The following is a 19511-nucleotide window of genomic DNA, read 5'->3' on the forward strand; positions in this document are numbered from 1 at the left end:
CTGATCAGATCTCGAGGAGTTCGCTCTCCTTGGATTTCAGCAATTCGTCAATCTGCTCAACGTACTTGCGGGTGACCTGGTCAAGCTCCTTCTCCAGACGAGTCATCTCGTCCTCAGAGATCTCCTTGTCCTTCTCCTGCTTTTTGACAACATCGTTGCTGGCGCGACGGACGTTGCGGACCGCGATACGCCCCTCCTCAGCCTTAGTCTTGGCCATCTTGATGTACTCCTTGCGGCGCTCCTCAGTCAGAGCTGGAAGGACGCAACGCACCACGTTGCCATCGTTGGAGGGGTTGACTCCTAGGTCGGAATCCCGAATAGCCTTCTCGACGTCATTGACACAACTCTTATCGAATGGCGCGATAAGGACAGTGCGAGCCTCCGGCACCTGGAAACTGGCGAGCTGCTGCAGCGGGGTAGGGGTACCGTAGTACTCGACCATGAGTTTGTTAAACATGGCGGGGTTAGCACGCCCGGTGCGAATAGCCGCGAACTCCTCGCGGGCATGGTCGACCGCTGACCCCATCTTTTTCTCGGCGTCCTTAATGATGTCGCTCACTGTGTTGTCCTTCCTTGGTATGTCTCGATGGTTCAGCGATGGACGGTGGTGCCGATGTCCTCACCATTGATGACGCGGCTAATATTGCCTGGCATCTCGAGGTTGAAGAAGACCATCGTCAGGTCATTATCCCTGGCCATGGCGACGGCAGTTGCGTCGGCGACCTTAAGACCACGCGACAGAAACTCATCGTAGGTCAGTTCGTCAAACTTGTGGGCGTTCGGGTTCGTCTTGGGATCACTGTCGTAGACGCCGTCAACCCCCTGCTTACCCATGAGGAGCGCATCGGCTCCGATCTCTAAGGCTCGCTGAGCAGCGACGGTGTCGGTCGAGAAATACGGCATTCCGGACCCGGCACCAAAAATGACGACTCGTCCCTTCTCCATATGGCGCTCGGCCTTGCGCGGGATGTAAGGCTCAGCAACCTGGCCCATCGTGATGGCTGTCTGAACGCGGGTATCGACACCAGCCTTCTCACAGAAATCCTGCAAGGCAAGGCAATTCATGACGGTGCCGAGCATTCCCATATAGTCGGCGCGATCACGTTGCATGCCGTGCTGCTGAAGTTCAGCCCCGCGGAAGAAGTTCCCCCCACCGACGACGACGGCCACCTGAACGCCGCTATTAGCGATCTCAGCGATCTCGCGGGCCTTGGCGGACACGACATCGGCGTCGACGCCGATTCCTCCTCCTCCGAAAACCTCTCCGGACAGCTTGAGAAGGACTCGGTTGTAGCGCTCTGGCATCATCTCTCCTGGTCAGCGGACATTGACGCGGGATGCGTCACCCCAGCTTAGCCCGATGACGGCTACCATCGCAGTTCGCCCTAGCCGCGACCGTCATTCGCTGGGAAACGACGAACGGCCCCACCTCGTACGGTGGGACCGTTCGTCGTCACAATCTCGTTATCATCCCCACGTGGGGACGAGATCACTCTCCGGCAGAAAAGCGAACGAAACGCTTGAGGGTGACACCAGCGGCCTCAAGGGTCTGGGCGACGGTTTTCTTGTCATCGGAAATGGCAGGCTGATCGAGCAGGCAGTTCTCCTTGAAGAAGCCGCCTAGGCGACCCTCGACGATGCGGTCGATGATCTTTTCAGGCTTACCCTCCTCGCGGGCAATATCAGCGGCAACGGTGCGCTCGTGCTCGACGACGTCGGCAGGGACCTCGTCACGGGACAGCCAGCGCGGGCTCATAGCCGCGATCTGCAGGCAAACGCCGTGGACAGCCTCGATGTTGTCGCCCTCGTACTCAACCATGACGCCGACCTGCGGGGGCAAGTCCTGGGAACGACGGTGGAGGTACACGTGCGCGTTGCCATCGAAGTGAGCGGCGTTAGCGAGCTCAATCTTCTCACCGATTTTGGCGGCGAGCTCACCAAGCTTGTCACCAACAGTGGTGCCATCAGCCAAAGCTGCGGCATTAGCAGCATCCTTAGAGTCAGCCCCGGCCTTATCAGCAGCCTCGGCGATCTCGTGAGCGGCGGCGATGAACTCCTCATTCTTGGCGACGAAGTCGGTCTCAGAGCCGATATGCACCAGGGAAGAGCCAGCGGCAGCAACCAGGCCGTTGCTGGCCTCACGGTCGGAACGCTTCGCAGCCTTAGCAGCGCCGGAAACACGCAAGATGTCAACGGCCTTATCGAAGTCGCCATCGGCCTCAGTGAGGGCCTTCTTGGCGTCCATCATGCCGGCGCCAGTAGCGTCGCGCAGTTTCTTGACCTCAGCAGCAGTGATAGCCATAGATATCTCAGTCCTGTCTAGACGTGGGCGAACTTCAGTTGGACTTCTCGGCCTCGGGGGCCTCGTCAGCCTTCTTGGCCTCGGCCTTCGGCTCTTCAGCCTTGGCCTCGGTCTTAGCGCCGTCCCCTTCGAGGAGCTCGCGCTCCCAGTCGGGCATGGGCTCGGCCTCAGCAGGCTGCTCACCAGACTTACCAGCTGAGCGAGCCATGAGGCCCTCAGCGGCGGCGTCGGCGATGATGCGGGTCAGTAAGGACACCGAACGAATGGCGTCATCGTTACCCGGGATGGCGTAATCCACCTCGTCGGGGTCACAGTTGGTGTCGAGGATGGCGACGACCGGAATCTTGAGCTTGCGAGCCTCGTCGATGGCGAGGTGCTCCTTCTTCGTATCAACGACCCAGACCGCTTGCGGAACCTTCGGCATATCGCGGATACCGCCGAGGTCCTTCTCCAGCTTGTCCTTCTCACGAGAGAGCATAAGCAGCTCCTTCTTGGTGAGACCGGAGCCGGAAACCTTGTCAAAGTCCATGGCCTCGAGCTCCTTGAGCCGGGCAATGCGCTTCGAGATGGTCTGGAAATTAGTGAGCATTCCCCCAAGCCAACGATGGTTGACATAGGGCATGCCAACGCGAGTGGCCTGCTCAACGATGGACTCCTGGGCCTGCTTCTTCGTGCCGACGAAAAGAATCTGGCCGCCCTTGGCGACAGTCTCCTTGACGAAGGCGTACGCCTTATCAATGTAGGTCAGCGACTGGTGCAGGTCAATGATGTAGATGCCGTTGCGCTCGGTGAAGATGAAGCGCTTCATCTTCGGGTTCCAGCGACGCGTCTGATGTCCGAAGTGGACGCCGCTCTCGAGGAGCTGGCGAGTGGTGACGACGGCCATGCCGTGTCCTTCCCTCTCTGGGCACATCACACAGATATGCCAACGGTTGAACGGTGACGCGGGATTGCGTCACCTCCTGATGCATCACCGTTCGTCCGCCTGCCGTGGCAGGACCGTGGACGTCCGGTCGTCGGTGACGTCGATGCATGCGAAGTCAGTCCGAAATGATCCGGACTGCGCGATTAGTTTACGACACCAAGAGGCAATCAAGCTAACCTTCCCCTTGACCCCGGCCACTTCCGCGTGTCTGCCTACCATGGCGGCAATCACAGGCCACAGTGGATGTGATGAAGAAGCCATCCCCGACGCGCGTTGGCGCCGGACAGCTGCCTATGTCCCTGACGGTGCCCGTCGAGGACTTCTGTGGCCACCTCTCGGCTCTCCGACGCTCGCCCAACACAATCCGCGGTTACCGAGCTGACCTCATCGATCTCATGGGCCACGCTCACTCCCACGGCGACGACACCTTGGGCAGGATCGGCACATCGCAAGTGCGAGCATGGCTAGCTGATACCCGTGTGGCTGGCGCCTCGGCCGCTACCATGCAGCGCCGCTGGTCGGCTGCGCGAGTATTTTTCCGCTGGGCGGCTAACGAAGGGCTCATTTCCGCCGATCCGACGACCGCTCTGAATTCGGCCAAAGTACCGAAACGCCTGCCGGCCACTCTGGGCGTCGATCAGGCTCGTCACATCCTCGACGAAGCCGTAGCACAGGCTCGTCACGATGAATCTCCCCACGGCGCACGCGACGCCGCCATCCTTGAGGTCCTTTACGGTGGAGGGCTGCGTGTCGGCGAGCTGTGCGGTCTTGATCTGGGTGACGTCGATCGATCTCGCCGCACTGTGAAAGTTACGGGCAAGGGCGACAAAGAACGCACCGTGCCTATGGGGGCGCCTGCGCTGCGTGCCATCGATACGTGGTTACCTCGTCGTGAGGAATGGGTTGGGCCGCACTCCGGGCAGGCCCTCTTTTTGGGAGCGCGTGGTCGTCGCATCGATCAGCGCGTCGTTCGGCGAGTCGTTCACACCGACTTGCGTGCCGAACCAGACTCCCCCGACCTTGGGCCTCACGGGTTACGTCACGCGATGGCGACCCATCTTTTGGAAGGCGGAGCAGATCTGCGCACCGTCCAGGACATATTGGGCCACGAATCCCTAGCCACCACGCAGATCTACACCCACGTTTCCACCGAAAGATTGCGCACTGCGTTTCGCCAGGCTCATCCCCGCGCCTGAGCCACCTCGGGTGGCTTCGGTCACCGTCGTATCAATGCCTAACGCGGCGTCCCGCCCAGCTCCACGCCACGGAGGCATGAGGGCACCGCTTGAGGCAGCTTTCCTCCTGCTGCCCCCTGGCAGGCTCAGGGGCCGCACAGGCCATCCGTGCCCCGACGCTGAATGAGGCCGACTGTCCAAGGGCAGCAACCGCACCTGAAGTTGCAACAATGTCATGGGGTTTTGATAAACATCTCCCTTCTTCAACCCCCAGTGCAAACAAGTGCGGGTGCATGGTGGCCCCATCCCGACAACTCCGATCTGCTGGCCAGGAACCACTACCTGGCCGACAGCAACGCTAGGCACAACCGGCATGTGGGTTGTCCGACGACCGTCAGCAAGCAGGATGCTCACCACCCCAGCCCCCGCGACCTGGCCAGCAAAAACGACCACCCCAGCCGTCACGGTCGTCACTGGTTCTCCCACGGAGGCCGCAAATTCCACTCCCCTACTACCCGGCAGCCATTTTTCGGCAGGTGGCGCAAACCCTTTGATGACGGGGCCTAGCACCGGCGGAGTCGGACGATTCGCCACACTTCGCGCGGGAACGGCAGCAACGCTGTGGCTGGGAGCTGGTAAGGCCAGCAAGCAAATCCCCACCGTGATGATTAGTAGGCTGATGCAGACAGATCTCCTCATGTCTTCAGTTATCGTGACAGATCGCGATCTTCGCCAACTTATTTTCCAACTGTGGATAACCCGACAACATCGGACCTCGCCCCCTGTGGACAATCGCCTGACCTTCTTTAGCCTGGTGAGCCCTCGCTCCCGAGTAGGCTCCCATCCATGGCTGTCACCCCAGTTCTTGCCTGTTACCGCACTTGCGATGCCGCAATCGGAGGCATTACCGCGTGGCAGGTGACGACAGGACCTGACGGGCCTCGCACCAACGTTGTGGGCAGTTGCCCCTTAGGCGATGCGTCCTGGGTCACCCCGCTATACCACCTTGTCGTCGTGCTGTGCGAGCGTGATGGCACCCTTGTCGTTGTCCACCCCGGACGCGAGTTCCAGGTCGTCGGGACCGTTCAGCTCAAAGGCCAATGGCCTTGCCACGGTGCCGTCGATCCCACTGGGCGTCTCATGGCCGTCGCGGATTACGCCTCGGGCCAGGTCGAATTCGTCGACCTATCAGATCCCACCCGACCAACTGTCCGAAACGTCCTCGATCTCGGTCAGGGCTGTGTTTTCCCTAGACCGGTGGCAGATCGTCAAGAGGGTCCCCATGCTCACCAGGTGACGTGGTTGGATCGCGCGCATCTTGCGGTCACGGATCTCGGAGCTGACCGCATCAACGTCGTGCGCTGGAGCGAGGCCGGCCCCGAGATCATCGGATCCCTCAAGACCCCTGCGGGATGTGGCCCGCGTCACCTCACCCTCACCGAAGATGGGCGCAAGCAGATCTTGACTGTCGGCGGAGCGTTGTCAGGCACCGTGAGCACGTGGTCTCGTCCTACCGGTCATGACATGTGGGCTCGCGAGTGGCGTTTCGTCCAAGAAACGGCGTCGTCGCGCTGGTCACATACCGGCTCGCAAGAGCGTCGCTCCGCTTGTGCGCCAGCTTCCCCGTCAGCAATCGTCACTACCCCTGACGGCCGGCATTTCGTCGCCAATAGGTCGGTCGGCAGCATTGGGATACTGGGAGGGCGGTTTGGACGGATCAATCTGATTGACGAATTTGATACCACCGGAGCGAACCCGCGCGACATCACCGTTACCACTCAGAATGGCACCCGCGTGTGGGTCGCATTACCGGAGGAAGGTCAGATCGCAATCCATCTACGCGACGAGGACACCGGCGGCTGGCAGGTCGAGACAACTATCGACCAGCCCGGCGCCATGCGGGTCATCGTGGGCCCGACTACCGGATGATCACGGGCCGTCGTCTACTCGTGACACAATCAGCTACAAACATTTATCAACCCCAGGAGATCAGCCATGCGCAAGCACACCCCCAATGACAACCCCCTTTGGGAGGATCTGTTCAAAGGTGGGTCTCTGCGTCGGGTGACACGATGGGGAGAATCCGTCCTGCACGCGCAGACCCGTCCAGTCACAGAGTTCGATGAGGACCTGACGACCCTCATCCGCGACATGTTCGCCACGATGAACGCCGCCGACGGTGTCGGGCTGGCCGCAACTCAAGTCGGGGTTGATTTGTCCTTGTTCGTCTACGCCTGCCCTGACGCTAACAACATCGTCCACCACGGAGCATTCTGCAACCCAGTTGTCACCCTGCCGGAAGGACACGATCGCCACTTGGAAGCCGCCGATGAGGGCTGCTTGTCATGGCCCGGCGGTTTCCAGTCCATGGCTCGCCCCGATCTGGCCACCTGCACTGGTCAGGATCCGTGGGGCAACGACATCACCGTCACCGGAACCGGGTTCTTCGCCCGGTGTCTGCAACACGAAACCGACCACTGCAACGGCATCGTCTTCGGGGACCGACTCTCCAAGCGTGCCCGCCGCAAACTCGACGAGCAACACGACAGCGTGGCGCACCTGTACCCCGACGACTGGCCCCTCACTCCAAAGGGCTGACCCGGGTTACCCCCGCAACTCGTAGCAGGCGACCGCAGCTGCCGCCGCAACGTTGAGAGAGTCCACGCCGCCTGCCATCGGGATACGCACCACGACGTCGGCCTGACTGATCCAGTGGGCCGACAGGCCCGCCCCCTCGGTACCCATAAGCAGAGCAACCTTGCGCGGGTTCTGTCTCAAATCGGCGGAGAACTCATCGAGGGTGACTGAGTCACCGCTCAGTGCCATCGCTGCCACAGTGAAACCGTGGTCGCGCAACTCACCAAGACCTCCCGCCCAGTCCTCGAGACGAGCCCAGGGCAACTGAAAAACCGTCCCCATCGAGGTCTTGATAGCCCGACGATAGAGCGGGTCAGCCGCGCGAGGGGCCAGTAAGACGCCATCCCACCCGATTCCGGCCGCACACCGGATGATGGCTCCGACGTTGGTGTGATCGACAATGTCCTCGCACACCACCAGACGTCGCGCCGCCATAAGATCAGCGGCGCTCCAACGAGTCTGACGGCACATAGAAGCCAGGGCGCCGCGGTGGACGTGGAACCCGGTCACCTGCTCGGCCAGGGTCTCGGAGACGACGAATACCTCGACGTCGAGGCCGTCGAAGAGATCCCGTAAACCGTCAATCCAGCGAGGAGCCAGTAAGAAGGACCGCGGTGGGTAGCCAGCTTCACAAGCGCGCCGGATGACCTTGGCGCCCTCTGCGATAAACAGCCCATGCTCAGCCTCCAAAGACTTGCGCAGGTTGACGTCACGCAGGTTCACGTAGTCAGCCAGTCGTGGGTCGGCGGGATCGTCGATATCGATGAACGTTGCCACCGCTCCAACCTACCGGTGACTATCGTGGACAGATGAGTTCCGCCAACCCACGCCGCACGCTACCTATTGACGGGTTCGTCCTCGCCATTGTGGTGACGGCGATCATTGGATCGATGCTTCCTGCCACTGGGTCTGCAGTACCCGTCGTCAAGCATGGTGTCACCGTCCTCATCTTCATCCTGTTCTTCCTCTACGGTGCCCGACTGGAGCCCCGCGAAACCCTCGACGGCCTCAAGAACTGGAAATTGCAGGGAGCGATTCTGGCCTCTACCTTCGTCGTCTTTCCGCTCATCGGGTTGGCGATGCGCGCTCTGGTGCCTTGGGCGCTGCCCAGCACCCTTTACGTTGGGATGTTGTGGATTTGCCTCGTACCGTCGACGGTACAGTCGTCGATCAATTTCACCTCAATTGCCCACGGCAACGTCGCCGGAGCTATCGTCGCAGCCACTACGTCGAATCTCTTAGGGACCTTCCTCACGCCCCTCCTAGCCCTCCTCTTGATGTCGACTAGCGGCGGGCTCACGATTCAACCGTCCAGCTTCCTTGATGTGATCGTCCAGTTGCTGTTGCCTTTCGTGCTAGGCCAGCTGTCACGTCGGTGGACCGCAGATTTCGTCACTGAACATCGCAAATCACTCAAATATGTCGACCAGGGATCGATCATCCTCGTCGTCTATTCGGCATTTTCAGAGGGTATGCGAGAGCACATGTGGTCCCTCGTGTCACCGGCCTCGATGGTCGTCCTGACCCTCATCTGTCTGGCTCTGTTGTTCTTCATGCTGTGGTTGACCTGGAAGGGTCCGGATGGCTCAACTTTAACCGCAACGACCGTATCGCCATCCAGTTCTGCGGCACCAAAAAATCGCTGGCGACCGGTCTGCCTATGGCAACAGTGCTCTTCGCTGGCCAGCCGGTCGGCCTCATCGTGCTACCCCTCATGATCTTCCATCTAGCCCAACTCATCGCCTGCGGAATGCTGGCTGGCCGCTATGCGCGGCAATGGGAGGTCGAGCAGTGACTGACCGTTCGTGATCTCGACGCTGCAACCGAAGGTCTATGCCATGAGGCCTCATCGGCCACCAGCTGAACAACGGCTCTCGAGACCCCGAACGTGCATGATTTCTTGCACGATCATCATGCAAGAAATCATGCACGGTGCCAACGATACGAGATGTCCCGTTCCGAGTCCCGCATGGGTGCCTCGGCAGCCGCCGGTCACTCGACTTGGCCGCTCCCCTGTTCCGAGATGGTCTGCTGCTCCGCCGGAGCCGGGGTGATCTGGCCACCGCCCATACTGCGTTTGCCTGACAGACCGGGATTCTCCAACTTGGCAGCCTCTTGGATCGCCTGCTGGACGGTCGCCTCAGAGGCCTCCTTTTCCTCCGCCTTCTGAGCCTCGATCTCGGCAAAAACATCAATCTTCTCCGGTGCGGCAAACTGCGACGGATCAGCCGCCGCAAAACCGCCCTTACCCGGCTCGTGTTCGTCCTTGCCCGCTAAGGAGCCAATACCCTTCAAGGCGTCGTTCAGCTCAGAGGGGACCACCCACACCTTGTTGGAGTCGCCACGAGCAAGGGTCGGCAGCATCTGCATGTACTGGTAGGCCAGCAGACCCTGGTCGGGCTGACCGGCATGGATGGCATTGAACACCGTCGTGATTGCCTGGGCCTCACCCTCGGCGCGCAGCATCTGGGCCTGACGATCGGCCTGGGCACGCAAGACGGCAGCCTCACGGTCGCCTTGGGCACGCAGGATAGCCGACTCGCGGTCGCCGCCGGCCGACAGGACCTGGGACTGACGCTGACCTTCTGCCAACAGAATCGCGGCTCGCTTGTCGCGCTCGGCCCGGGCACCCTTCTCCATCGCATCACGAATCGTGGGCGGCGGCTCAATGGCCCGCAACTCAACCCGGTTGACTTTGATACCCCATTTGCCAGTGGCCTCGTCAAGGACTGACCGTAGCTTCTGGTTGATCTCTTCTCGGCTGGTGAGGGCCGCCTCCATGTCCATACCACCGATGATGTTACGCAAGGTCGTCATCGTCAGTTGCTCGATAGCGGTCTTGTAAGACTGCGCCTCGTAGGCGGCGCGCTCCGGATCGACGATCTGGAAATAGATCACCGAGTCAATCTTGACCATGAGGTTGTCCTCGGTGATGACCCCCTGCGGTGGGAAAGGGACAACCTGCTCACGCATGTCGAGGTTATGCTGCACTCGATCGATGATCGGAATAAGCAGATGGGGGCCAGGGTTAAGACGCCGATTGAACTTTCCGAGCCGCTCAACGAGACCGATCTTCTGCTGGTGAATGATTTTGATGCTCGACGACAACACGACGACGAGCAGGACAATAATCACCAGACTGGGGATGAACTGGGGCATGAATACTCCTGCGATACTTGAGGTGCCGGTCAGGCTCCGGCATCCCCCTCATCATGCCAGATCAAGGCCACACGCCTAGATCAGGAACTCAGACTCCTGAAAACTGGATATACCACGAGCGTCGCACCATCGATCTCGTACACCTCAATTTTCTCCCCGGCAGCGATAGTCGACCCGGGTTCCAGGGCACGTGCCGACCACTCTTCACCGTCCACCTTGACCTGACCGTGGCCATCTGTGATGTCGCTCGTAGCAACGCCGTCAGAACCGACTAGTTTATCCAAAGCTGACCGATATCCCGGAGCCTCACGCACCCGGCGCAACAACGTTGGGCGCAGCACGGTAAGCAATAAAGCTGCCACCACAGCAGCGACGATGACCTGCAGTAACCACATTCCTGGAACGATCGCTGCGGTGATTGCTCCTGCTCCCGCACCGGCAGCGAGCATGAGCAGGGTAAATTCTCCGCTTAGCATCTCCGTGCACGCCAGCACAGCGGACGCCACCGCCCACAGCAACCAGCGATGTTCCCCGAAAGATTCCAACACGGCACACTCCCGTCGTCGGTGCGGTGTCAGCGGGCAGCACGAGCGTTCCAGCGCCCGTCAATGTGACTGACCATCAAAGGCATACCGAAAGCACCAGAGAGGACTTCCGAGGTCAACGTCGTCTCCACTGGACCGGCAGCCACGATGCGACCCTCCGCCATCACTAACGCATGGGTGATTCCAGCCGGAATCTCCTCTAGATGGTGAGTGACAAGAACCGATGCCGGAGCATCGGGATCAGTAAAAATAGCCGACAGCACTTCAATAAGCTGCTCGCGACCAGCTAGGTCAAGACCAGCAGCCGGTTCGTCCAACAGCAACAGTTCCGGATCGGTCATGAGAGCACGGGCGATTTCGACCCGTTTGCGCTCCCCCTCGCTCAGGGTGCCCCACATACGATCGCCCATTCCGCCGAGTCCCATCCGCTCCAGCAGAGCGTCGGCACGGGCCAGATCCTGCTCATCGTAGGCTTCGCGCCAACGGCCCACGACAGCCCAGGCCGCCGAAACCACCATATTGCCGACCTTTTCCGATTCCGGAATGCGGTGAGCTAAGACCGAACAGGCCATTCCGATCCGCGGTCGCAGTTCGAATACATCAACCGCACCGAGTATCTCGTCGAGAATCTCCACCAGCCCCACAGTGGGATGAAGTTGAGCTCCCAGGACCTGCAGAAGGGTCGTCTTACCCGCTCCGTTAGGCCCGACCAGCACCCAACGCTGATCGTCCAAGACGTCGAGGTTGACATTGTCGAGGATCCAACGGTCCCCGCGTCGAACTCCCACGCCTGCCAACTGCGCCGCTGCACTCATGGGTAAGAACTTACCTTGTGGCGACGACATACCCGGGCTGTCGTGCAGAAGACGACTAGGCAGTGCCAAGAACGCTTACCCTGGCACGAGAAAAAGGCGTCTAGTCTTGGGCGAATGCTCGAGATCTGCTGCCGTCTCACCTTCCTGCTCAACGACCTGTGTGCCGGTCGCACCACCGCTCCCCACGCTGAGGCGGAGCTACTGAGAATGGCAGCGGCCCACCACGTTCACGATCCCGACGAAACGCTCGGCCTATCCGAACATGATCCGTTGTCGTCAGTCCCCATCCGGATGGCCCTAGCCCGGATCTCCCACGTCCCCCACGACACTCCCGTGCTGTGGGGTCTGCTGCTGCCTGCCCCCGGTCAGCTTGCTGGTCTGCGCGGTCCGGCTCAGGTCAACCGAGCCGCTCTCGACGCCGGTGCAGTCGTCGTTTGTCATCAAGGCTCTACGACCATGCCCGCCGGGACCGCGTGGATCCCTCATCCGGTGGGTTCGGCGATGCAGTGGACGGTCGTCCGGGCTGTCGCTCCTCTACCACCCCCTACCCCCGCCGACGCCGCTCCGTTGCTGAGATCGGCCATCTGCGCGACGGCTGCTCAGCTCAACGAGCTGAGCATGATGGGAGGACGTCGTCCCGACGTCGTGCCCCCGTACCTCACCGGTCATCGTCCAGCCGATCAGCGTCTCCTGGACTCGGCATGGACCGTGATGATGGCCTGCGATGCCGGGCGTGAATCAACCATGATTACCGCCTACGGAGCACAGACACGAGAAACGGCGCTGCGCCAACTGCGCAACGCCGCCTCCCAAGCTGTTACCGCAGCCACGTCGTGGCCACTGACCTAAGTGGATCAAGCTCCGGTCGAACCCATACCGCCATCGACGTGGATTATCTCGCCGGTAGTGGCTGGGAACCAGTCAGACAAGAGGGCAACAATTCCCTTGGCCGCGGGCGTGGTGTCCTTGGTGTCCCAGCCAAGCGGGGCACGCTCCCCCCACACATCATTAAAGGCATCAGCGCCCGGAATAGCTGTTTTAGCCATGGTGTCCAGCGGACCAGCGGACACTAGGTTGCAGCGCACACCTTTGGGGCCCAGGTATCGAGCCAGGTAGCGATTGGCCGATTCCAGTCCCGCCTTGGCCACTCCCATCCAGTCGTAGAAGGGCCAGGAGACGGTGGCGTCAAAGGTCAGACCGACGACCGAAGCATGCTCGGCGAGGATGTCGACAAGGGCGGTCATCAAGGAGACATAAGAATACGTGGAGGTGTGGACAGCGACCGAGACGTCATCCCATTCCGTTTCGAGAAACTTGCCCCCCAGGGCTGTCTTGGGGTTAGCGAAGGCGATGGCGTGAACGACACCATCAAGCTTTTCCACTCCGAGGTCGCGCAGTTGCTGAGGCAGGGCAGCCAGCTGGTCGGCGTCGGTGACATCGAGTTCGAGTACCTCCGGCACCGGATCGAGTTTGCGAACAGCTCGACGGGTGACGCCGACGGCACGCGGCAGGTTCGAAACAATAACCCGGGCGCCCTCATCCTGGGCAATCTGGGCCGCCTTAAAAGCGATAGAGGTGTGCATCGTCACGCCTGTGACGAGGACGGTACGTCCTTCAAGAAGTCCCATAGTGATGTCCTTCCGGTCGATGTGGATGGATGTGATGGTGTCAGTGGCCCATGCCGAGTCCTCCGTCGACAGGGATCACAGCCCCAGAGACGTAGCTGGCGGCATCGGAGACGAGAAATCGGACGACCGCAACGACATCGTCGACCGATCCCAGCCGCTTGGCCGGGATGCGCTCGAGGTACCCGGAAACAAGCTTCTCCGGCAGTCCCTCGGTCATGTCCGTGGAGATGAAACCGGGAGCGACAAGGTTGCAGGTAACGCCGCGAGACCCTAGTTCACGGGTCACAGAGCGGGCCATGCCCAGCATCCCAGCCTTCGACGCCGCATAGTTGACTTGCCCGGGGGAACCGAGCAGACCTACCACTGACGAAGTCAAAACGATGCGGCCAAAACGGGCCCGGGTCATCGCCCTGGCAGCGCGGCGGATAACGCGGTAAGCGCCGGTGAGATTAGTGTCGATGACCTCGGTGAAGTCCTCCTCCTTCATGCGGGCGAGCAGTCCGTCCCGGGTAATTCCGGCATTAGCAACCAGCACCTCGACTGGGCCAAGCTCCTGCTCGACCTGGCTGAACGCCACGTCAACCGAGTCGGCGTCAGTGACGTCGCAGGCGATCGGCAGCACCCCTTCGGGCGCGGTAGCCGAGCGACTCGTTGCGGCCACTCGGTATCCCTGTGCGTGCAGATCTGCGGCGATCGCAGCACCGATACCGCGCGATCCGCCGGTGACGAGGGCGACGCGCCCCGGGGTGTCTAGACTCATAGAATGAACCTATCGCACGCTACGACCAAGAGTTGGGAAGGCTCGACCTGATCAACGCGACGCACCTAGGCTGGACAGGTGAGTGACGCAGCACGGGTTCGGTGGCGTCGAGGGCACCGCAACGCCCGGCATTCGATCACGTCTGCCAAGAGATCAGCCAGTGAAGACCTCGAGATGCGTCAGCGACGCTACTTATGGTCGATGCTCGTGCGAACAGTATGCTTTATCGGACTCGTCATCACCCCGAGTCCATGGCGGTGGAGCTTCCTGGTGGGGGCAGCCGTCATCCCTGCCATGGCCGTGGTGCTCGGCAATGCCGCCGACCGACGCACCACTGACACTCTGCCGTCTCAGCAAAGCACAGAATCTCAAGGCGAGCTCGGCTCGGCCATGACCATTCACGGCGAAGTCGACGAAAACTGATCCGGTCGCGCAGACGCAGCAAATAGCAAAGCCCAGTCGTGGGGCATTACTGGGAATCGACCAACTAGGCTCGGCAGCGTGAAGAAGCTGTGGGTGAGATGGGTGGCGCTGACACTGCTCGTCATTGTCCTGAGCCTGGTCATGATCCGGCTGGGACAGTGGCAGCTGCACCGGTTGTCAGGGCGTCGCGAGGCCAACAACATCATCCGCACCAACCACAGCAAACCGCCGGTCGAATGGTCAACTCTCATGGGCGACCACGAGGTGACGCCACAGCAACAGTGGCGGCCCGTCACCATCACTGGCACTTTCGATACCGCACACGAACTCCAAGTGCGCTACCGGAGCAACGACGATGATAATGGGTCAGAAATCGTTACCCCCATCGTCACGAAGGACAGCCGCCACGTCCTCATTGATCGTGGTTTCCTCAAGCGCTCCTCACATGAGGGCGACGCGCAGACCCTACCTCCAGCCCCCAACGGAGTCGTGACAGTAACTGGCCTCGTCAAAGGTAATGAGCACGGAAAACCAACCGCCACCGACCCCGTGGAGGGCAAGGTTCGTCTCATTAACTCCGACGCCATCGGTAAGGCGCAGGGGATCACATACGTCAGCGGATACATCTCAACAACGTCGATGGCACCAGCACAACGTGATCTGGTTCCCCACGAGCTTCCGAAACTCGACGATGGCCCCCATCTGTCCTATGCCATCCAGTGGTTCTGTTTCACGGCTATCGCGGTCATTGGACTGTTCGTCCTGATCCGAGGGGATATTAAGGACCGACGCAAACGCCGGGCCAAAGCGGCTCGTTCAGCCGCTCAGCGAGCTGTCAGCGGCCCGGAACCGAATCGCCATGACGCGTCACACAACCGCGGCGCGAAGACACCAGGGGCCCACACGTGACGCCGACACTTTCCGTAGTCCTGCCGTGGCTGATCTGTCCCACCTGTCAGCGGCGCGGCTGTGAAAACCCGTTGGCCCGTGATGGGAGGTCTCTGCGATGCCCCGAGCACCACTGTCTCGATATCGCCAAGCAGGGCTACGTCACCATGACAAGCACCCCGGCCGGTGCTAATGCGGACACCGTCGAGATGATCGCTGCCCGCCAAAGGGTGTTGGACGCCGGGCTGTTCGGTGACCTTGATGCTCGGCTGGCCGAGATTCTCATCGGCCGAGATCGCATTGTGGAAGTAGGAGCTGGAACCGGTCACCATCTGGCCCAGGTTCTCGAGGCCCACCCCGATTCCCACGGTCTGGCATCTGACGTCTCGAAAGCAGCTATCCGGCGGGCGGCGAAAGCTCATCCTAGGATGGCGGCAGTGGTTGCCGATACCTGGGCTGGGCTGCCTATCCGCACTGGCTGTATAGATGCTGGGCTGTGCGTCTTTGCGCCTCGCAACCGTGACGAGTTCGCGCGCATCATGAAACCTGACGGGATCTTCGTCGTCGTCACCCCGCTACCGGACCATTTGCAACAGCTGCGTGAACGCACCGGGATGATCGGCATCCAGCCCCACAAGCACGACGAGCTCATGGCAGCTTTGGCATCACGGTTTACCGTTATCGGCCATGAAGAGGTGCGAGCGGACATTCCTCTGGACAAACAGACGGCCTCTGACGCTGTGGCAATGGGGCCTAGCGCCCACCACATCCACAACGTTCATGTCGATGCCATGTCCATCACGTCAGCTGTGGAAGTGACGGTTCTGTCTCCCCGGTGAGCGGGGTTCCTGCCGGAAAGAACCACCCTCAAAACTGGCGGTTATCGATGCTGTGCTCGGCCTTGTCTAGCCGACGACGCGCCTTGCGTACCTTGCGATCAGCCTTTTCGGCCTTAGCCCGACGCTTGTTGAGGGTCGCCTTGGCCTTCTTGCGACGAGACTTTCCTGCCCCGGCGCGACGCAATTTGCGCAGGGCTTTCTCAGCCTTGTGTGCTTTGCGATCGGCTTTTTCGGCCCGGGCGACGGCGGCCTCAACAGCCAATTTCAAAGCGTCAATGTCTTCAGGGCTCGGCGAGGTCCCACCACCATTGGTGTTCGAATCAACCGAGTCTTGTTGGTCGATCTCCTGCGATTTCTCAACGGTCTCGCGTTCAGCCTTCGTCTCCGGAGATGCCGGATCAGCGCCTCCGCGGCGCCGAAATTCAACGCCGGCCTCTCGCAGCAATTTTTGCACTAGCCCGTAGGACCGACCGGATTCGCGTGCCAGGGATCGGATGGACGCGCCATCGTGGTAGCGACCCGCCAATTCCTCGGCCACCGCTTGTCTGGCCTCACCGACCAGCCTAGGCGCACGTGCGACCATCAACCCTCCTCGACACCAACCCCCCGCATTCTCATGCTACGGCATGGCGAGGCTGCGCACGACGCGGTATCAGGCCAGACTGATGAGTTCGGCGTAGTCAGCACTCCACATATCTTCGGTGCCATCGGGCAGGACGAGCACACGGTCGGGGTCCAGCGCATGGACCGCTCCCTCGTCGTGGGTGACGAGGACAATAGCGCCACCGAAGTTTCCGATAGCGTCGAGAACCTGTGCTCGGCTAGCCGGATCGAGGTTATTTGTTGGTTCATCAAGGAGCAGCACGTTGGCCGAAGAAACGACCAGAGTCGCCAGAGCCAGACGTGTCTTCTCGCCACCCGAAAGCACCCCGGCCGGCTTATGCACATCGTCACCGGTGAACAGGAAGGAACCGAGTATTTTGCGCATCTCGGTCTCATTGAGGTCGGTCGCAGAGCTGGCCATGTTCTCCAGCACGGTGCGGTCCATGTCGAGTAGATCGTGCTCCTGGGCAAAGTACCCGAGTTTGAGCCCGTGCCCGGCGATCACCTCTCCGGTGTCTGGGGTCTCCTTACCCGCCAGGATCCGCAGCAGAGTCGTTTTGCCAGCACCATTAAGCCCGAGGACGACCACCTGGGATCCACGGTCGATATTGAGGTCTACCCCGGCAAACACCTCCAACGAGCCGTAAGTTTTGGTGAGGTTGCGTGCTGTGAGCGGGGTTTTACCGCATGGGGCCGGATCGGGGAAGCGGATGGCGGCTACCTTATCGACGGCCCTTTCTCCCTCAACTCCCGCGAGTAGTTTCTCGGCGCGCCGAGCCATCTGCTGTGCCGCGACGGCCTTGGTCGCCTTTGCGTGGAGTTTGTCGGCCTGAGCCTGGAGGGCGGCAGCCTTACGTTCAGCGTTGATTCTCTCCTTGTGACGGCGCTTCTCATCAGCGGCTCGCTGCTCAAGGTAGAGCTTCCAACCCATGGAATAGATGTCGAGAGTGGCCCGATTGGCGTCGAGGTGGAAGACCTTGTTGACGGTGGCCTCCACTAGCTCAGTGTCGTGGGAGATCATCAGGACCCCACCCGAGTAGGACTGCAGGAAGCTACGCAACCAGATGATGGAGTCAGCGTCTAGGTGGTTAGTGGGCTCATCAAGGAGCAGGGTGTCCGCTCCGGAAAAGAGGATGCGCGCCAGTTCGACGCGACGGCGCTGACCCCCCGAGAGGTTCTTCAACGGCTGAGAAAGAACGCGGTCGTCAAGCCCCAAGTTCGACGCAATTCTGGCAGCTTCCGCGGAGGCGCCATACCCACCAGCCGCGATGAGGCGGTCCTCGGTTTTGGCGTATTTGTCCATCGCGACGGCTCGGTCCTCCTCAGAACCGTTGGCCATCTGGTGTTCCAGGGTGCGCATCCGCTCCAACATGTGGTCGAGGCCGCGCGCTGACAGAATCCTTGCCCTCGCGATCGTTTCCATGTCTGGATCGCGGGGATCTTGCGGCAAGTAGCCGAGTTCGCCGGTACGACGTACTGATCCTGCTGCGGGAAGGGCTTCACCGGCCAAGACACGCGTTAGAGTCGTCTTGCCGGCGCCGTTGCGACCCACTAGACCGACCTTGTCCCCAGTAGCTACCTGGAAACTCACCGGGTTGAGCAGGAGCCTAGCTCCGACTCGCACCTCCACATCCTTGACCTGCAGCACCGGGCCATCTTCCCCCGTTGCAGCGGCCAGGGACAAATGGCCACCGGTTCAAGCAGCCTTAGCGACGCAGAGCCATCGGGACGTGATCGATCCCAGCCTCCTCACAATGCGGACCGGTAACGACGAATCCACAATCGCGGTACCAGTCCTCGAGGTATGACTGGGCGTGCAGGGCAACCTCCCTGCCGTCGGCAGCTGCAATCTCGAGGGCGAGATCCATCATCCGGCGGCCAATGTGCAAACCCCGATAGGCAGCATCAACAGCCACTCGTCCGATGACGAGGTGGTCTTTGTCATCAAGAACGCGCAGCGTACCGACCGGGCGACCGTCGACCGACGCCCACACTATGATCGTCGTGGGTTCAAGTTCGCGGCCGTCTAGGTCCGGCTCAGTGCACTGTTGCTCCCCATTGAACACGACGCTGCGCAACCATAAACACGCGTAGAGAGTGGTCACATCCATGTCGATGGTGTGAGCGTAATGAAGGTCTACATCGCCCTGGTGAAGGCCTGCACCACTAGCGTCGGCACCATTTCCCCGCGTCGGACAAGACATCATGCCCCATATCTTGACAGAATGTCTGACATGAGTATGCCACGCCGAGCAGCACCAGAGGACGACACCGATCTGGCGGACGCCGCCCGTTCATGGCGCAGATACCTCATCCTCGTCATTTGTGGCGTTATCGTCGCTGTCCTCGGACTAGGCATTTTCGGGTATCTTGCGTGGTGGTCATTGTGCGATCAAGCTGCCGGGGTCTGTCAGCGTGGTGAACCCGTTATGTACTGGTGTTCGGTGGTCTCTCTGGCCATTCTCGGACTCATTATCGGGGTCTTGACGCAGATCTGGCTGGAGAAGCGCTGGTGGCACATGCTTGCCATCGTCATCCCGGCTGTTTTCATCGTCGCCGGTATCTTTTTCTGGCTCGCCGTCTAAGAAGGGGCGTCACAGATTCCACAAACGACACAGGTATTGATCTCCGTTTTATCGGCTCCTAGCAGCCGTGGTCAACGTATCGCTATCAAGCGATACAGGACTCGTCGTTCGCATCGTTGTTGTGCTGCTGGGAAACAATCCCAGCGATCTACTCGGCTACCGCCAGACAGTTCACTCACAACCCCTCACACCGGCGCAGACATCAAATCCCATTCTCGATAGACGGC

22 protein-coding genes and 1 pseudogene are annotated in these 19511 nt (G+C 60.7%); 9 read left to right on the plus strand and 14 right to left on the minus strand.

Annotated features, from left to right (window positions below; translation table 11 throughout):
• Positions 1-4: 4 nt before the first annotated feature.
• From frr to rpsB, 4 genes are all read right to left on the minus strand, one after another.
• Entirely contained in the window at positions 5-559 is a 555-nt protein-coding gene (frr, locus tag ACOYO3_RS08885) for a ribosome recycling factor (RefSeq protein ID WP_002516897.1), read from the minus strand.
• A gap of 32 nt (positions 560-591) precedes the next feature.
• The gene (gene pyrH, locus ACOYO3_RS08890) at positions 592-1308 is read right to left on the minus strand and encodes a UMP kinase (protein WP_427305854.1); all 717 of its coding nucleotides are present in this window, start codon (positions 1306-1308) and stop codon (positions 592-594) included.
• A gap of 181 nt (positions 1309-1489) precedes the next feature.
• Positions 1490-2302, minus strand: a complete 813-nt coding sequence (gene tsf, locus ACOYO3_RS08895) for a translation elongation factor Ts (RefSeq protein WP_002517028.1) — start codon at positions 2300-2302, stop codon at positions 1490-1492.
• Positions 2303-2336: 34 nt separating this feature from the next.
• Positions 2337-3188 (minus strand): 30S ribosomal protein S2, encoded by an 852-nt coding sequence (gene rpsB / locus ACOYO3_RS08900; RefSeq protein ID WP_002524784.1) that lies wholly within the window; start codon positions 3186-3188, stop codon positions 2337-2339.
• A gap of 287 nt (positions 3189-3475) precedes the next feature.
• Between rpsB and ACOYO3_RS08905 the strand changes: the two genes are divergently transcribed.
• Positions 3476-4423, plus strand: a complete 948-nt coding sequence (locus ACOYO3_RS08905; protein ID WP_002524785.1) for a tyrosine recombinase XerC — start codon at positions 3476-3478, stop codon at positions 4421-4423.
• Here the strand turns inward: ACOYO3_RS08905 and ACOYO3_RS08910 are convergent.
• Positions 4343-5101 carry a M23 family metallopeptidase gene (locus tag ACOYO3_RS08910; RefSeq protein WP_002519289.1) on the minus strand — a complete coding sequence of 253 codons (759 nt, stop codon included), beginning with the start codon at positions 5099-5101 and terminating at the stop codon, positions 4343-4345. The genes ACOYO3_RS08905 and ACOYO3_RS08910 overlap by 81 nt on opposite strands.
• A gap of 147 nt (positions 5102-5248) precedes the next feature.
• Here ACOYO3_RS08910 and ACOYO3_RS08915 point away from each other — a divergent pair, with 147 nt between their 5' ends.
• Positions 5249-6331 carry a lactonase family protein gene (locus ACOYO3_RS08915; protein ID WP_002516938.1) on the plus strand — a complete coding sequence of 361 codons (1083 nt, stop codon included), beginning with the start codon at positions 5249-5251 and terminating at the stop codon, positions 6329-6331.
• Positions 6332-6397: 66 nt separating this feature from the next.
• Complete coding sequence (gene def, locus ACOYO3_RS08920; protein WP_002516961.1) at positions 6398-7000, plus strand: peptide deformylase; 603 nt, start codon at positions 6398-6400, stop codon at positions 6998-7000.
• A gap of 6 nt (positions 7001-7006) precedes the next feature.
• Here def and ACOYO3_RS08925 read toward each other — a convergent pair whose 3' ends face one another.
• Positions 7007-7816, minus strand: coding sequence for a TrmH family RNA methyltransferase (locus tag ACOYO3_RS08925; protein WP_002518377.1), 810 nt, complete (start codon positions 7814-7816; stop codon positions 7007-7009).
• 32 nt (positions 7817-7848) lie between these two features.
• Between ACOYO3_RS08925 and ACOYO3_RS08930 the strand changes: the two are divergent.
• Positions 7849-8834 (plus strand): annotated as a pseudogene (locus ACOYO3_RS08930) (bile acid:sodium symporter family protein).
• 197 nt (positions 8835-9031) lie between these two features.
• Here ACOYO3_RS08930 and ACOYO3_RS08935 read toward each other — a convergent pair.
• From ACOYO3_RS08935 to ACOYO3_RS08945, 3 genes are all read right to left on the minus strand, one after another.
• Entirely contained in the window at positions 9032-10198 is a 1167-nt protein-coding gene (locus ACOYO3_RS08935; RefSeq protein ID WP_002524788.1) for an SPFH domain-containing protein, read from the minus strand.
• Positions 10199-10278: 80 nt separating this feature from the next.
• Positions 10279-10746, minus strand: coding sequence for an NfeD family protein (locus ACOYO3_RS08940; protein ID WP_002516971.1), 468 nt, complete (start codon positions 10744-10746; stop codon positions 10279-10281).
• Between the two features lie 26 nt (positions 10747-10772).
• Entirely contained in the window at positions 10773-11558 is a 786-nt protein-coding gene (locus ACOYO3_RS08945) for an ABC transporter ATP-binding protein (protein ID WP_002516984.1), read from the minus strand.
• Between the two features lie 114 nt (positions 11559-11672).
• Here ACOYO3_RS08945 and ACOYO3_RS08950 point away from each other — a divergent pair, with 114 nt between their 5' ends.
• Entirely contained in the window at positions 11673-12407 is a 735-nt protein-coding gene (locus ACOYO3_RS08950) for a hypothetical protein (RefSeq protein WP_427305855.1), read from the plus strand.
• A gap of 5 nt (positions 12408-12412) precedes the next feature.
• Here the strand turns inward: ACOYO3_RS08950 and fabI are convergent, their stop codons facing one another.
• Entirely contained in the window at positions 12413-13186 is a 774-nt protein-coding gene (gene fabI, locus ACOYO3_RS08955) for an enoyl-ACP reductase FabI (protein ID WP_002516999.1), read from the minus strand.
• Between the two features lie 40 nt (positions 13187-13226).
• Positions 13227-13946, minus strand: a complete 720-nt coding sequence (gene fabG, locus ACOYO3_RS08960; RefSeq protein WP_002517002.1) for a 3-oxoacyl-ACP reductase FabG — start codon at positions 13944-13946, stop codon at positions 13227-13229.
• A gap of 135 nt (positions 13947-14081) precedes the next feature.
• Here fabG and ACOYO3_RS08965 point away from each other — a divergent pair, with 135 nt between their 5' ends.
• The 3 genes from ACOYO3_RS08965 to ACOYO3_RS08975 all read left to right on the plus strand — a co-directional run bounded on the left by ACOYO3_RS08965 (position 14082) and on the right by ACOYO3_RS08975 (position 16096).
• Complete coding sequence (locus ACOYO3_RS08965; protein WP_427305928.1) at positions 14082-14369, plus strand: DUF3099 domain-containing protein; 288 nt, start codon at positions 14082-14084, stop codon at positions 14367-14369.
• A gap of 78 nt (positions 14370-14447) precedes the next feature.
• A complete protein-coding gene (locus ACOYO3_RS08970; protein WP_002517000.1) occupies positions 14448-15278 on the plus strand; it encodes an SURF1 family cytochrome oxidase biogenesis protein in 831 nt (276 codons plus the stop codon).
• Complete coding sequence (locus tag ACOYO3_RS08975) at positions 15275-16096, plus strand: putative RNA methyltransferase (protein ID WP_002516926.1); 822 nt, start codon at positions 15275-15277, stop codon at positions 16094-16096. The genes ACOYO3_RS08970 and ACOYO3_RS08975 overlap by 4 nt, the downstream gene beginning before the upstream one ends.
• A gap of 28 nt (positions 16097-16124) precedes the next feature.
• On the opposite strand, the gene ACOYO3_RS08980 is transcribed toward ACOYO3_RS08975, so the two are convergent.
• The 3 genes from ACOYO3_RS08980 to ACOYO3_RS08990 form a co-directional block, all read right to left on the minus strand.
• The gene (locus ACOYO3_RS08980) at positions 16125-16679 is read right to left on the minus strand and encodes a helix-turn-helix domain-containing protein (RefSeq protein ID WP_002519285.1); all 555 of its coding nucleotides are present in this window, start codon (positions 16677-16679) and stop codon (positions 16125-16127) included.
• A 69-nt stretch (positions 16680-16748) separates the two neighbouring features.
• Positions 16749-18347, minus strand: coding sequence for an ABC-F family ATP-binding cassette domain-containing protein (locus ACOYO3_RS08985; protein ID WP_002516881.1), 1599 nt, complete (start codon positions 18345-18347; stop codon positions 16749-16751).
• 58 nt (positions 18348-18405) lie between these two features.
• Entirely contained in the window at positions 18406-18906 is a 501-nt protein-coding gene (locus ACOYO3_RS08990) for a GNAT family N-acetyltransferase (RefSeq protein ID WP_002516979.1), read from the minus strand.
• 18 nt (positions 18907-18924) lie between these two features.
• Here ACOYO3_RS08990 and ACOYO3_RS08995 point away from each other — a divergent pair, with 18 nt between their 5' ends.
• On the plus strand, positions 18925-19284 hold the full coding sequence (locus tag ACOYO3_RS08995) for a hypothetical protein (protein WP_002519283.1): 360 nt from the start codon (positions 18925-18927) through the stop codon (positions 19282-19284).
• Positions 19285-19511: the final 227 nt, after the last annotated feature.

Origin of the sequence: Cutibacterium sp. KBN10P07758 (genome assembly GCF_050286205.1) — a bacterium.
Taxonomy (GTDB): Bacteria; Actinomycetota; Actinomycetes; order Propionibacteriales; family Propionibacteriaceae; genus Cutibacterium; species Cutibacterium acnes.

Bases quoted from the DNA above. Each gene is read 5' to 3' on its own strand.
- pyrH (WP_427305854.1), bottom strand. From the start codon at position 1,308: ATGATGCCAGAGCGCTACAACCGAGTCCTTCTCAAGCTGTCCGGAGAG.
- tsf (WP_002517028.1), bottom strand. From the start codon at position 2,302: ATGGCTATCACTGCTGCTGAGGTCAAGAAACTGCGCGACGCTACTGGC.
- rpsB (WP_002524784.1), bottom strand. From the start codon at position 3,188: ATGGCCGTCGTCACCACTCGCCAGCTCCTCGAGAGCGGCGTCCACTTC.
- ACOYO3_RS08905 (WP_002524785.1), top strand. From the start codon at position 3,476: ATGAAGAAGCCATCCCCGACGCGCGTTGGCGCCGGACAGCTGCCTATG.
- ACOYO3_RS08910 (WP_002519289.1), bottom strand. From the start codon at position 5,101: ATGAGGAGATCTGTCTGCATCAGCCTACTAATCATCACGGTGGGGATT.
- ACOYO3_RS08915 (WP_002516938.1), top strand. From the start codon at position 5,249: ATGGCTGTCACCCCAGTTCTTGCCTGTTACCGCACTTGCGATGCCGCA.
- def (WP_002516961.1), top strand. From the start codon at position 6,398: ATGCGCAAGCACACCCCCAATGACAACCCCCTTTGGGAGGATCTGTTC.
- ACOYO3_RS08935 (WP_002524788.1), bottom strand. From the start codon at position 10,198: ATGCCCCAGTTCATCCCCAGTCTGGTGATTATTGTCCTGCTCGTCGTC.
- ACOYO3_RS08945 (WP_002516984.1), bottom strand. From the start codon at position 11,558: ATGAGTGCAGCGGCGCAGTTGGCAGGCGTGGGAGTTCGACGCGGGGAC.
- ACOYO3_RS08950 (WP_427305855.1), top strand. From the start codon at position 11,673: ATGCTCGAGATCTGCTGCCGTCTCACCTTCCTGCTCAACGACCTGTGT.
- fabI (WP_002516999.1), bottom strand. From the start codon at position 13,186: ATGGGACTTCTTGAAGGACGTACCGTCCTCGTCACAGGCGTGACGATG.
- fabG (WP_002517002.1), bottom strand. From the start codon at position 13,946: ATGAGTCTAGACACCCCGGGGCGCGTCGCCCTCGTCACCGGCGGATCG.
- ACOYO3_RS08980 (WP_002519285.1), bottom strand. From the start codon at position 16,679: ATGGTCGCACGTGCGCCTAGGCTGGTCGGTGAGGCCAGACAAGCGGTG.
- ACOYO3_RS08990 (WP_002516979.1), bottom strand. From the start codon at position 18,906: ATGATGTCTTGTCCGACGCGGGGAAATGGTGCCGACGCTAGTGGTGCA.
- ACOYO3_RS08995 (WP_002519283.1), top strand. From the start codon at position 18,925: ATGTCTGACATGAGTATGCCACGCCGAGCAGCACCAGAGGACGACACC.